We start from the raw sequence: 13,354 nt of genomic DNA on the forward strand, positions 1-13,354 counted from the left end.
TAGGAAGTTTCTCAAGAATTTCCTGAGGAATGTGCAAGCTCGGTGAGACTTAAGCCGTGGCCAGCCTCAGGTCTCGCACCGAATGCCCCTGGCCACGATGCCTTGCGTGCTCATAGAGCGAGCCGGCGATCTCATCGGCGCGCACCGGCAGGATCGAAAGCAATGTGTCGCTCAGGCCATGGCTGGCCTGGCAGAAGCCCTGCATATAGATCGCGGCCTTGCAGCGCTCATCGGTGATCAGCTTGTAGTTGCGATCCACCTCGAAATCCCCCAGGTATTGCGCCAGCGGCTCCAGCAAGGTGCGATGCATCTGGCGTTCGTAGCCGGTGGCGAGCACCACCGCGTCATAGCAGCGCACCGTCAGCTCGCCGGTGGCGTTGTTGCGCACCGCCAGCTCCACGCCCGCGTCGGTGGCCGTGGCTTTCTCAATGGTGGTGAGGGTGCGGAACGCATGACGGGCGATGCCAGAGACTTTCTGGCGGTAAAAAATCCCGTAGATGCGTTCGATCAAATCGATGTCCACCACCGAATAGTTGGTGTTGTGGTACTCGTTGACCAGGCGCTCGCGCTCGCTGTGGGGTTGCTGGAACACCAGGTCGGTGAACTCCGGCGAGAACACTTCGTTGACGAACGGGCTGTCATCCGCCGGCTTGAGGGCCGAGCCCCGCAGAATCATGTCGACCTGCACCGACGGGAAGCTGTCGTTGAGGTCGATGAAAGCCTCCGCCGCGCTCTGTCCGCCGCCGATAATGGCGACCTTCATCGGCTGACCGCTCACGCAGGCCTGGTTCGCCATGCGCGCCAGGTACTGCGAATGATGGAATACCCGGGCGTCGTTCTTGAACGACTTGAACGCATCGGGGATGCGCGGCGTGCCACCGGCACTGACCACCAAAGAGCGCGTGGCGCGGACCAGCTCTTCGCCCTGGGCACCGCGGGAAATCACCCGTAGTGCTTCGACCTGCTGGTCATGCAGCACCGGCTCGATGCGCAGCACTTCTTCGCCATAGCGGCTCTGCTCGGTGAAGTGCCCGGCCACCCAGCGCAGGTAGTCGTTGAACTCCATGCGGCACGGATAGAAGGTGCCGAGGTTGATGAAATCCACCAGGCGGCCGTGGTGCTTGAGGTAGTTGACGAACGAGTACGGGCTGGTGGGATTGCGCAGGGTCACCAGGTCCTTGAGGAAGGAAATCTGCAGTTCGCTCTGGGTCACCAGGGTGTTGCCGTGCCAACGATAATCGGCCTGTTTGTCGAGGAACAGCACGTCCAGTTCACCCTGGACCGGCCCTCGTTCCTGTAGCGCGATGGCCAACGCCAGGTTCGAAGGGCCGAAGCCAATGCCGATCAAGTCGTGAACGATGGGCGATGCAATTGCCTGTGTCATGTCCAGTGTCCTCTGGAAAAGTCCCTCAACAGGGCGCGGAAAGCCTGGGGAACCGGCCGGCATTTCAAGCGCCGGCGAGTCGTCTGTTGAGTGGAACGAGGACAATGAAAAAAAATTTACCGCCTTGCGACCGGCGAGGGACGAATCAGGTCGCGTCCCACTGCCGCACACGAACGCGGCAATGCTTCATGGCGTTGACGATGTGTTTTTCCACCAACGCCCTGGAAATGCCCAGGCGCTCGGCGATTTGCGGGTGGGACAGGCCTTCGAGCTTGCGCAGCAGAAAGCTCTCGCGGCACATCGGTGGCAGCTCGGCCAGGGCGCGTTGCAGCATGTCCAGGCGCTGGCCATGGTCGAGGCTGGTGTGGGGCGATGGCGTGAAGAAGCGTTCTTCACTGTCCAGGACATCGAGGGACTCGACCTGGCGCAAGGTGTTGCGCCGATGCCCGTCGATCACCAGGTTCAACGCGGTGCGATAAAGGAACGCACGGGGTTGCTCGATGGGCGTATCGCTGGCGCGCTCCAGCACCCGCACATAAGCGTCATGCACCACGTCTTCGGCCGCCTGGCGGTTGCCTAGCCTGGCGTTCAGGAAACACACCAGTTCGCGATAGTAGTTTTCCAACATGACTCCCGTGCGCAATGACTGCGACAGCTATCCCTGTGCCACCCCGGCATGCCTGAAACGGACATGGCACGATAGTGGCAGATTCAATTGCGTAATTTATAGTAATTCTCATATAGATTTAAAGCTTTGGTTTGTATCAGGGCTCAATCGTTCAGGTCATCGGGCATCGGAACCCGCATTTGTGGCGAGGGAGCTTGCTCCCGCTGGCCTGAGCAGCAGGCCCAGGGCAGGCGACACATTTCAGGGAGAGAACCCAGGTTTTGGGGCCGCTTCGCGGCCCAGCGGGAGCAAGCTCCCTCGCCACGGGGTGGGTGTCGTTCAAGCGCTACCATGGGTTCCCCTCGTTAAATTCCCGCCCGCAACGCTCGTTTACCAGAACAGCCACCCGTCCCGGCCTTCCGTGCGATGGGCCCGATATCACCGGCCGGAACCCTGCATGAAACGTCCCCGCCCTACCCGACGCGCCTGGCTTCTCACCTTCGCCCTGCTTCCGGCCGTAGCTTTCGCTGCGTGGCAAGTGGTTGTGCCGGACCGCGTGCCGTTCGACACCGTCCCGGTCACCCGTGGCGACATCGAAAACAGCGTAACGGCCCTGGGCACCTTGCAGCCCCGGCGCTACGTGGACGTCGGCGCCCAGGCGTCCGGGCAGATCCAGAAGATCCACGTCGAAGCCGGCGACGAAGTGACTGAAGGCCAGCTACTGGTGGAAATCGACCCCTCCACGCAAAAAGCCAGGCTCGACGCCGGGCGATTTTCCATCGAGAACCTCAAGGCCCAGCTTCAGGAACAGCGCGCCCAGCACGACCTGGCGCAGCAGAAATTCCGTCGCCAGCAACAGCTCAAGGCCGGCGGCGCCACCCGCGAAGAAGATGTGCAGACCGCCCAGGCCGAGGTGCGCGCGACCCAGGCGCGCATCGACATGTTTCAGGCCCAGATCCGCCAGGCTCAGGCCAGCCTGCGCAGCGACGAGGCGGAACTGGGCTATACGCGCATTTATGCGCCGATGGGCGGCACCGTGGTCGCGGTCGGCTCGCGGGAAGGTCAGACCCTCAACGCCCAGCAGCAGACGCCGTTGATCCTGCGCATCGCCCGGTTGTCGCCGATGACGGTCTGGGCCGAAGTCTCGGAAGCCGACATCGGCCACGTCAAGCCGGGCATGACCGCGTACTTCACCACCCTGGCCGGCGGCAGTCGCCGCTGGAGCAGCACCGTTCGCCAGATCCTTCCCGTGCCGCCGCGCCCATTGGAAGCCAGCCAGGGCGGCAGCCCCACTGGCGGCCGCAGCGGCAGCGAGCGGGTGGTGCTCTATACCGTGCTACTCGACGTGGACAACGCCGACCGCGCCTTGATGGCCGACATGACCGCACAAGTGTTTTTTGTCGCCGCCCAGGCCAAGGACGTGCTGACCGTGCCCATCGCCGCCTTGCAAGAGGCCGACCAGGTACGCGTGCTCGCCGACAATGGTGATGTCCAGCCGCGCACCGTCCGTACGGGCGTCAGCGATCGCCTGCGCACCCAGGTCCTCGACGGCTTGAGCGAAGGCGAGCGCGTGCTGATCGGCCCATCCAGCGCAAGCGGAGGCTGAGTGGACACGCCCCTGATCGAACTGCGGGACATTCGCAAGGCCTATGGCGGCGGCGACAGCCCCCGGGTGGAAGTGCTGCGCGGCATCGACTTGTCCATTTATGCGGGGGAGTTCCTGGCGATTGTCGGGGCGTCCGGCTCCGGCAAATCGACCTTGATGAACATCCTCGGCTGCCTCGACCGTCCTACCAGTGGCGAGTACCGCTTTGCCGGCGAAGACGTCGCCGGCCTGGGCAGCGACGAACTGGCCTGGCTGCGGCGCGAAGCATTTGGCTTCGTGTTCCAGGGCTACCATTTGATTGCTTCCGGCACCGCCCAGGAAAACGTCGAGATGCCCGCAATCTATGCCGGCACCTCCGCCGCCGAGCGCCACGCCCGGGCCAGCGCCCTGCTCGACCGCCTCGGCCTGGCCAGCCGCACCGGCAACCGCCCCCATCAACTCTCCGGCGGGCAGCAGCAACGAGTGTCGATTGCCCGGGCCTTGATGAACGGCGGCCACATCATCCTCGCCGACGAGCCCACCGGCGCCCTCGACAGCCAGAGCGGGATTGAGGTGATGGCGTTGCTCGACGAACTGGCGAGCCAGGGGCACGTGGTGATCCTGATCACCCACGACCGTGAAGTGGCGGCCCGGGCCAAGCGCATCATCGAGATCCGCGACGGTTTGATCATCAGCGACAGCGCTACCGCCGCACCGCAGGCCAATCCGAACGCCTTGCACGCCGTGGACCTGCGCCAACGCCTGAGTGCCGGCAGCGAACACAACGGCGCCTGGAAAGGCGAGCTGGTGGACGCCGTGCAGGCCGCATGGCGGGTGATGTGGATCAATCGCTTTCGCACCGCCCTGACCCTACTCGGCATCGTCATCGGCGTGGCCTCCGTGGTGGTCATGCTGGCCGTGGGCGAAGGCAGCAAGCGCCAGGTCATGGCCCAGATGGGCGCCTTCGGCTCGAACATCATCTACCTCAACGGCACGGCCCCCAACCCGCGCGCCGCCAAGGGCATCATCAGCGAACAGGACATTGCCGCCCTCGCTGCCCTGCCCGAAGTGCAACGCATCATGCCGGTCAACGGCAAGAACGCCAGCGTGCGGTTCGGCAACCTCGACCACACCAGCTACGTGGGCGGCAACGACACCCACTTCCCGATCATCTTCAATTGGCCAGTGGCCGAGGGCGCCTACTTTAGCGACGCCGATGAACGAGGCGCCGCGGCAGTGGCGGTGATCGGCCACAAGGTCCGGCAAAAACTGCTCAAGGACGTCGCCGACCCCATCGGCCGTTACATCCTGATCGAGAACGTGCCGTTCCAGGTGGTCGGCGTACTCGCGGAAAAAGGCGCCAGCTCCGGGGATTCGGATGCCGACAATCGCATCGCCATCCCTTATTCCGCCGCCAGCGTTCGGCTGTTCGGCACCCGTCATCCCGAGTACGTGGTGATCGCCGCCCGGGATGCGGGCAAGGTCAAGGAGGCCGAGCAGGCGGTCTCCCGTACCCTGTCGCGCCTGCACGACGGCAAGCGGGATTTCGAGCTGACCAACAACGCCGCGATGATCCAGGCCGAGGCGCGCACCCAGGGCACGCTGTCTTTGATGCTCGGGGCCATTGCGGCGATTTCGCTGTTGGTGGGTGGCATTGGCGTGATGAACATCATGCTCATGACCGTGCGCGAACGGACCCGGGAGATCGGCATCCGCATGGCCACCGGCGCCCGCCAGCGGGACATCCTGCGCCAGTTCCTCACCGAAGCGGTGATGCTCTCGGTGGTCGGCGGGCTGGCCGGTATCGGCCTGGCCTTGCTGGTGGGCGGCGGCCTGCTGCTGGGCAAGATCGCCGTGGCCTTCGAATGGCTGGCGGTGTTCGGCGCCTTCGGCTGCGCGTTGGTCACCGGCGTCGTCTTCGGCTTCATGCCCGCCCGCAAGGCCGCCCGCCTCGACCCGGTCGCGGCCCTCACCAGTGAATGAACCCCTCCTTATGAAAGCGCACCTGACTCTCCTGGCCGCCAGCCTGATGCTGGTGGCCTGCGCCACGCCGGTGTCGGCACCGGGCAGCGGCATCCAACCGCCCGCAGCCTGGCAGAGCCTCGATACGCCCGGTGTCCGAGCGGATAACCAACAATGGTGGACGCAGTTCGGCAGCCCGTCATTGAACCGCTTGATCGAACAGGCGCGCCGGGACAGCCACGACCTGGCCGCCGCGATGGCCCGGGTTCGCCAGGCCCAGGCCAGCGCGGTGATCGCCGGCGCGCCGTTGCTGCCGGAAATCACCGCCGGGCTCAACGGCAATCGCCAGGAATTGCTGCGGGGCCAGGGCTATAGCCAGTTGGACGTGGATCGGGACAACCGCACCATCGATTACTACGACGCCAACCTCAGCGCCACTTATGAGCTGGATTTCTGGGGCGGTAAACGGGCGGCCCGGGACAGTGCGCTGAGCACGCTGTCGGCCAGCCAATCCGACCGCGCGACCGTGGAGCTGACCCTGCTCAGCGGCGTCGCCAACAGCTACACCCAGGCGTTGTCCCTGCGCGAGCAACAGCGCATCGCCAAATTGAACCGGGGCAACGCCCGCAATGTGCTGGACCTGGTGCAGACTCGCTACGACGCGGGCAGCGCCACGGCCCTGGAACTGTCTCAACAAAAGAGCCTGGTGGCGGCCCAGGAACGCCGCCTGCCGCAAGTGCAGCAACAGGCCCGCGAGGCATTGATCACCCTCGCGGCATTGTTGGGCGAACCGGTGCAATCGCTGCAACTCGACGATGAACCATTCGACGCATTGCGCTGGCCCGCCATCGATGCCGGCGTGCCCAGCGATCTGCTGCTGCGCCGCCCCGACATCGCCGCCGCCGAAGCGCGCCTTGCCGCCGCCCAGGCCAACATCACTGTCGCCCGCGCCGCCATGCTGCCCTCCGCCACCCTCGGCCTGAGCCTGGCCACCGGCGCCGACATCGCCGACCAGTTGCTGCGCAACAACGTCTACAACCTCGGCGCCGGGCTGGCCGCGCCAATCTTCAACAATGGTCGCCTGAAGGCTGAGCGAGCCCGGGCTACCGCGCGCCAGGAAGAACTGCTGGAGGCCTACCGCGCCGCCATCATCAACGGCTTCGCCGACGTCGAAAAAGCCCTGAACGGCATCCACGGCCTGGACCGCCAACGGCAATGGCAAAGCGAAGAACTGCACCAGGCCCAGACTGCCTTCGACATTGCCCAACGCCGCTACCAGGCCGGCGCTGAAGATTTACTCACGGTACTGGAAACCCAACGTACCCTCTTCGCCGCCCAGGACATGAACGTGCAATTGCGACTGGCGCGGGTGCAGGCGAGCGTGACGTTGTACAAGGCGTTGGGTGGGGGTTGGCGGGGGATGAAAATGAAGCCAAATGACATCCAAAGCAGCGGGCCAACGACTTTGACCAGGAACTCAAAGAGTCCGAATTAACGCCTCGGCGTGCTCTCGAAACACTGTAAAAGCTTCATCGAAACTTGGGCGGACGGAACCAAAAATCAGCGGCATCAGCCTCGCATCATATTGGCCACGAATCGCCGCGTCCGAGCTTGTTTGATCCAAGGCTCTCTGCATGACGTTTCCTGGATTGGCAGCGAACGGAGGAAACTGTCGACCAAACTCAGCGGCGTCGAATTCAACCAGCTTTTTGAAACCGCTGGCGGCTCGTTTGCTGACTGCCGGATCGTCACGGCTGATGCAATAAACATCGTAGATATGACGCACCAATGCCTCGTCCCACGGCTGAAGCATAGCCCCGGCCTGGTGTTGGGCATAACGCCGAAGGAACGAAATTACTTTTTCTGCAAGCGTTTCCTCGACCGCGACACAGAGGATACTCCCCATGTACCCAGGCCTTGCGGCAAGTCTATCCACCAAGTTTTCCAGCGGTCGCAGAGTCACTTCGAACTCGGGAGTTCGTACGGTCAATTCGAGGCTCAGATAAGGTCGCAAACTCACGTCGTGCGGGTATTGGGGGGCATATTGCCAACGACTGGAGAAATATCGGTTTTCATTCCGGGCAATACGCGCATCCACAATTTCTTCGAAACCAAGCCTAGCGAGGACTTGGGCGATCTCAGCCTTAAATTGGCTGAGGTGTCGCTTTTTAGCCGAAGCACTGAAGGTGTTCGACTCATCCCATACGATCTTCAAGTCGACATCTTCTGACATACGCTCGATCAATCGATAGGCCTTGGACAGGCTCGTCCCGCCACAAAACACTAATCGAATGCCCGGGAACTGCATTCCAATCAGATGCTGCAAGGCATCGGTTACATGGATGTCTTTTTCCAGGATGCTGGCGGTCAGAAAACCGACGTCGACCTCAGCCAGTACCGCATCAATCAACTCAACCTGCTCAGGCGTGATGGTTTTCATAGATTACGTAGCGCCCACCAAAGCCGAGCTTTCGGTTGATACGGCGTGAGCCTGTATCAAAAACAATGCCGGCGGGTAGCTGCAAACTGTCGCTGGCATTGTATTCACGCAACGCGCGCCCCGCCGTGATCTTAACGCCAAGTTTTTGCAGGGCCAGAGGAGCCAGAACTTCAAGCGGACGTATCGGGATTGGCTTACCGGTGAGCACACTGGTTTTAGCCTTTGCGAAGACGCCAATGCCAAGTCTGACCAACACACCGCTAGCTACAAGATGACGCAATGCTCGGGATACCTGTGCGGAGCTGCCGAACTTGGAAAATTCAGAGCGCAGAAACACGTCGTCCTTTCGCAAGGCGATTGATCTCTTGATACGCTCCTCGACAATCATTTCTCACCTCAAACAGCACCTGCGTCTAAAAAACACACAAGCCACTGTTTTATAACTATTTTTTAATACAAACCGTGCTCATGCATGCTCAGTATAGATCAGCATGGAAATACAGGCCAATGCGATGAGCAGCGATAAAGCTCAACCTACCGACGAGATCCGAGACGCACAAGCCGGCGGATTCTGGCGTAGCTGTAGGCAATGGCGCAGGGCGTCACTAGGCCGGCGCCGAAGACATGCTCACCGTGCTGGAAACCCAACGTACCCTCTTCGCCGCCCAGGATATGAACGTGCAATTGCGACTGGCGCGGGTGCAGGCGAGCGTGGCGTTGTACAAGGCGTTGGGTGGGGGTTGGCGGGTGAAGCCGATCTGAAGAGGAGCACCATTGTGGCGAGGGAGCAAGCTCCCTCGCCACAAAAGCAGTCATTGCACACGGCCCCAGGTTCGGTCGGTTCGAGCCTGGGCTCACACCACCTTGGCCTTGAGATTGCGCGCATACCAAGGCCTGCGCGGCACGCGGCGAAACAGTTGAGCCAGCTTGTCGTCATCACTGCCAAACGTAATACGCAACGCCAACTTCATGGTTTCCGGATCCATCTCCACCGAACGCCCAACCTGCAAACCCGGCGTGGTGCTGCAACCATGGGTGTCCGGGCCGAGCCAGGGGTCGGCGATTTCGACCCAGCGGCCCGGGGCGAACCAGGGCACGCCGTTGACTTCGAGCCGGCTCACTTCTCCCGGATGAAAACGTTCGTGGGCGCGAAACCAGTCTTCGAGGCGATCGTCGATCCAGCCGTGAAAGGCCCAGAACACCGGGTTTACATGGGAGGAAAACGGATCGCCTAAAAAGTCGTTTTCCGGTTCGAACCAGCGCTGGGCGAAGTCGGCCTGATCACGGGCGAATGGCACCGGATGGCCGTTTGACGGATCTCGCGGCACCGAGGCCCAGCGCATATGCAGCCAGTCATGCAGCCCCAGTTCCACTTCCGAACCGAACTGGCCCAGGGTCAGTTTGGATAAATAGCGCGGGTCGCGGTAACGGGATTCCCAGACCTGGAAATTGCTGTGATAGGTCTCGGCGGTCTTGATGTCGCTGACCCATTGGGCGTATTGCTCGTCACCACGGGCGAGCCACGTTGGTGGCAGTGCCGTCCCGTCGACGTTGTCGAAATACCGGGCAAAGCCCAGGCGATCACGCTCCAACTCGGGTTGCGGCAATGGAAAACGTGGCCATGACGGCAACGGCTGGAAAGAACGCGCCGTGCCGAGCATATGCCGGTGCATGAAGAAGAAATCCACGCCCGAGCCGTTGCGATCTTTGCGCGGCCCGCGAGCATCACGTTCGTTGTCCCGCGGCCCGGGTTGCCAGCCGATGCCACGCAGGGCGTCGCGCTTGTCTTCGTCGAGGGTGTGCCATTTGTCTCGCGTGGCATGCCAGAGTTGATGGAACAGCCGGTGCTCGGGCGACACCAGCCAGTCCAGCAACTTCGGGCTCAGCGGCGTACGTTCCCGGGCTTCGGGGAACCGCTGTTTGACGGCGACGAACTGATTGTCGAGCTCCGGCAACGCCAACGGGCGATCCAACCGCAACACCCGGCCGCTGAGGGTGGCCGTGCCGGCGTTGCCGAAACCGGCCCAGACTTCGTCCAGGGTCATGATGAATTCGTAGTCTGGCGTGCCATGCCCGGCACCGATCAATCGCCAGCTCAATTGCTTCGGGTCGCTGCCGGCCAGGTCGCCCAGCACCCGATAACGCGGCTCATCTCCACCGCGCAGCCGTTCGGCGGTGTCGAGGTAACCCACCAGGCCACTGCCCTTGTGGGCGATGTCGAGAAACATCTCCAGATTGTCGCCCGGCAAGCCGTCGAGGCCGGCATCGCGCCCGCTGAAACGGATCGTCCAGATTCCCCGCAACGTGTTCGCCCGCCGCTGTCCGGCGACGTCCGCCACATCGAAGGAAGCTTCGCCGGGTGTGATGGTCGGGTCCGGCCGGGTCAGTTCGCGATGCCCGTAGTACACCGCAGGCACGGCGGCACCGGTCAGCGCCAGGCCTGCCATGAACCATCGTCGAGAAATCGTCATTGCCTTACCTGTGTTCGCCCTGGTGGGCTTTATCCAAGCTAGAACGATGGGCGGCCTGACAAATTTATAGAGGCTGTAAGGGCCTCATCGCGAGCAAGCTCGCTCCCACAGGGGATCGCATTCCAAATGTGCGAGCGAGCCTGCTCGCGATGGCGGCGCTGAGAACATCTAAATTTCCCGTCCGATCACTCGTTCCCCCCAGATAGCAAAGGCCCCCGCGCCTGTCCTTCCAAGGCGAACCAGACTGAGATCGGCAATGACAACACCACGTTCGAAAAAGGCTCTTTTCACCGGCGTGCCCCTGGCTCTGGCGCTGGTCGTCGGGGCTGGCGTCGCGGCCTGGGACCATTGGTGGCGGGACAACCCCGGCTACTCGGTCAAGGTGATGAAAGAAGCGCGCGAGCTGCACGAACGCCTGCTGTCCTTCGACAGCCACATCACCGTGCCGCTGGATTTCGGCACCGCCGGCAACGAAGCGGACAAGGACGGCGAGGGCCAGTTCGACCTGGTGAAAGCCAATCGCGGCCGCCTCTCCGGCGCCGCGCTGACGATCTTCGGCTGGCCCGAACTGTGGAACGGGCCCAACGCGCCACACAAGCCCACCGCCGGGTTCGTCGAAGAAGCGCGCAACCAGCAAGAGGTGCGCTACAAGATCATCACCGGCATGGTCCGGGACTTCCCCAACCAGGTCGCCATCGCCTACACCCCGGACGATTTCCGGCGCCTGCATGGCGAAGGCAAGTTCGCGATTTTCATCAGCATGCTCAACGCGTATCCCCTGGGCCACGACCTGAACCTGCTGGACCTGTGGACGGCGCGGGGCATGCGTATGTTCGGCTTCAGCTACATCGGCAACAACGACTGGGCCGACTCCTCGCGCCCGCTGCCGTTCTTCAACGACTCGCCCGACGCCCTCGGCGGCCTGTCGGACATCGGCAAGCAAGCGGTGACACGCCTGAACGACTTGGGCGTGATCATCGATGTGTCGCAGATGTCGACCCAGGCCCTGGAGCAAGTCGCGCAACTGAGCCGCACGCCGCTGGTGGCGTCCCACTCGGCGCCACGGGCGATGGTGGACATCCCGCGTAACCTCAGCGACAAGGAAATGCAGCTGATCAAGGCCAGCGGCGGCGTCGTGCAGATCGTTGGTTTTTCCCAGTACCTGCGCCCGCTGACGCAAAAAACCCAGGACAGACTCAACGCCCTGCGCGAACGCTTCGACCTGCCGCCACTGCCCAACCTGGCGATGGCCTTGATGCCCGGCGACCCGATCATCGCCGCGTGGCCGGAACAGAAGTTCGGCGAATACGCCGGCCAGCTCTACGGCATTCTCGAAGAGGAACCCAAGGCCAGCCTCAAGGATTTGGGCGATGCCATCGACTATGCCGTGCGCAAGATCGGCATCGACCACGTCGGCATCAGTTCGGACTTCAACGAAGGTGGCGGCGTGAAAGGCTGGCAGAACGTCAGCGACATCCGCAACGTCACCGCCGAACTGCTGACCCGCGGTTACTCCGAAGCCGACATCGCCAAGCTGTGGGGCGGCAATTTCCTGCGGGTCTGGGATCAGGTGCAGAAAGCCGCCCGCCCTGCCATCGCCTCGGCGCAGAAGGCCCCTCAGCCATGATTGAGCGCCGCGCCTTCCTCAAGCACGCCGGTATTATCGCCGCCGGCCTGCCATTGGCCGCAAACCTGCCTTCGAGTGCCGCGGCCGACTCTCCGCCGCCGCTGTCCCGGGACAAATGGGCGCAGCTGCGCTCGCTGTTCAACCAGGACCCGAACTACCTGCACTTCTCCAATTTCCTGGTCACCACCCACCCGCGCCCGGTGCGCGAGGCCATCGAGCGGCACCGCGCCGCCCTGGATAAAAACCCCGGGCTGTTGATGGACTGGGACTTGGGCGTCACCGAAGCGCGCGAAGAAAACGTGCGGACCTGGGCCGGTCGCTACCTGCAAGCGAACCCGAAGCAGATCGCCCTCACCGGCAGCACCACCGAAGGCCTGGCGATGATTTACGGCGGGGTCCATGTCCGGCCCGACCAGGAAATCCTCACCACCGCCCACGAACACTACGCCACCCACACCATTCTCGATCTGCGCAAGCAACGGGACGGAACACGGGTGCGCAAGATCAACCTGTTCGAGAACGCCCATGGCGTCAGCGAGGCGCAAATCCTCACGGCCATCGACCGCAACATCCGTCCCGAAACCCGCGTGCTGGGCATGACCTGGGTGCACTCAGGCAGCGGCGTCAAGCTGCCCATCGGCAAGATCGGCGCCCTGGTGGACAAGCACAACCAGGGCCGCAGCGATGAACAGCGTATCGTGTACGTGGTGGACGGCGTGCACGGTTTCGGCGTCGAGGATTTGAGTTTTCCGGCGATGAATTGCGACTTTTTCATCGCCGGCACCCACAAGTGGATGTTCGGCCCACGGGGCACCGGCGTGGTGTGCAGCCGCAGCGAAGAGGTCAGGTACGTCACGCCGATCATCCCGACCTTCTCCGAAGCCACGGCGTTTTCCACCACCATGACCCCGGGCGGCTACCACGCCTTCGAGCATCGCTGGGCGGCGGACGAAGCGTTCAAGCTGCACCTGCAACTGGGCAAGGCCGAGGTGCAGGCGCGTATCCAGGCGCTCAACACTTACCTGAAAAAACACCTGCTCGCGTTGCCGCAGATCGAGCTGGTGACGCCGCTGAGCCCAGAACTGTCCGCCGGCTTCACTTTCTTCCGGGTCAAGGATCGCAAGAGCGACGAGATCGCCGCCTACCTGATGCAAAACCGCGTGGTCGCCGATGCCGTGCACCGCGATGCCGGACCGGTGATCCGCACCGCGCCGGGGCTGCTCAACACCGAAGCCGAGATTGATCGCTTCCTGGCGCTGTTGGGCAAAACACTCTGAT

General features: G+C 62.9%; 10 protein-coding genes and 1 pseudogene. 6 read left to right on the forward strand and 5 right to left on the reverse strand.

What is annotated here, in order from left to right:
- Positions 1 to 49: 49 nt before the first annotated feature.
- Positions 50 to 1,384: a lysine N(6)-hydroxylase/L-ornithine N(5)-oxygenase family protein gene (locus ACLK1G_RS25130; protein WP_420767836.1), complete on the reverse strand. Its 1,335-nt coding sequence runs from the start codon at positions 1,382 to 1,384 to the stop codon at positions 50 to 52.
- A 145-nt stretch (positions 1,385 to 1,529) separates the two neighbouring features.
- Positions 1,530 to 2,012 (reverse strand): sigma-70 family RNA polymerase sigma factor, encoded by a 483-nt coding sequence (locus ACLK1G_RS25135; protein WP_420767837.1) that lies wholly within the window; start codon positions 2,010 to 2,012, stop codon positions 1,530 to 1,532.
- A gap of 436 nt (positions 2,013 to 2,448) precedes the next feature.
- Here ACLK1G_RS25135 and ACLK1G_RS25140 point away from each other — a divergent pair, with 436 nt between their 5' ends.
- From ACLK1G_RS25140 to ACLK1G_RS25150, 3 genes are read left to right on the forward strand one after another with little or no spacing between them, the layout of a single operon-like run.
- A complete protein-coding gene (locus ACLK1G_RS25140) occupies positions 2,449 to 3,597 on the forward strand; it encodes an efflux RND transporter periplasmic adaptor subunit (RefSeq protein ID WP_420767838.1) in 1,149 nt (382 codons plus the stop codon).
- Complete coding sequence (locus tag ACLK1G_RS25145) at positions 3,598 to 5,559, forward strand: MacB family efflux pump subunit (protein WP_420767839.1); 1,962 nt, start codon at positions 3,598 to 3,600, stop codon at positions 5,557 to 5,559.
- A 10-nt stretch (positions 5,560 to 5,569) separates the two neighbouring features.
- Complete coding sequence (locus ACLK1G_RS25150; protein ID WP_420767840.1) at positions 5,570 to 7,033, forward strand: efflux transporter outer membrane subunit; 1,464 nt, start codon at positions 5,570 to 5,572, stop codon at positions 7,031 to 7,033.
- Here the strand turns inward: ACLK1G_RS25150 and ACLK1G_RS25155 are convergent.
- On the reverse strand, positions 7,016 to 7,978 hold the full coding sequence (locus ACLK1G_RS25155; protein WP_420767841.1) for a nucleotidyl transferase AbiEii/AbiGii toxin family protein: 963 nt from the start codon (positions 7,976 to 7,978) through the stop codon (positions 7,016 to 7,018). The genes ACLK1G_RS25150 and ACLK1G_RS25155 overlap by 18 nt on opposite strands.
- Positions 7,959 to 8,366, reverse strand: a complete 408-nt coding sequence (locus ACLK1G_RS25160; RefSeq protein ID WP_420767842.1) for a DUF6088 family protein — start codon at positions 8,364 to 8,366, stop codon at positions 7,959 to 7,961. Before ACLK1G_RS25160 ends, ACLK1G_RS25155 begins: the two co-directional genes overlap by 20 nt.
- 221 nt (positions 8,367 to 8,587) lie before the next feature.
- Between ACLK1G_RS25160 and ACLK1G_RS25165 the strand changes: the two are divergent.
- Positions 8,588 to 8,740, forward strand: a pseudogene (locus ACLK1G_RS25165) (TolC family protein); the annotation flags it as partial.
- Between the two features lie 92 nt (positions 8,741 to 8,832).
- On the opposite strand, the gene pvdP reads toward ACLK1G_RS25165, so the two are convergent.
- Positions 8,833 to 10,449 carry a pyoverdine maturation tyrosinase PvdP gene (gene pvdP, locus ACLK1G_RS25170; protein ID WP_420767843.1) on the reverse strand — a complete coding sequence of 539 codons (1,617 nt, stop codon included), beginning with the start codon at positions 10,447 to 10,449 and terminating at the stop codon, positions 8,833 to 8,835.
- A 256-nt stretch (positions 10,450 to 10,705) separates the two neighbouring features.
- Between pvdP and pvdM the strand changes: the two genes are divergently transcribed.
- A complete protein-coding gene (gene pvdM / locus ACLK1G_RS25175) occupies positions 10,706 to 12,076 on the forward strand; it encodes a pyoverdine-tailoring dipeptidase-like protein PvdM (protein ID WP_420767844.1) in 1,371 nt (456 codons plus the stop codon).
- A complete protein-coding gene (gene pvdN / locus ACLK1G_RS25180) occupies positions 12,073 to 13,353 on the forward strand; it encodes a pyoverdine-tailoring periplasmic protein PvdN (protein WP_420767845.1) in 1,281 nt (426 codons plus the stop codon). Before pvdM ends, pvdN begins: the two co-directional genes overlap by 4 nt.
- Position 13,354: the final 1 nt, after the last annotated feature.

Source organism: Pseudomonas algeriensis (genome assembly GCF_048847255.1).
Taxonomy (GTDB): Bacteria; Pseudomonadota; Gammaproteobacteria; order Pseudomonadales; family Pseudomonadaceae; genus Aquipseudomonas.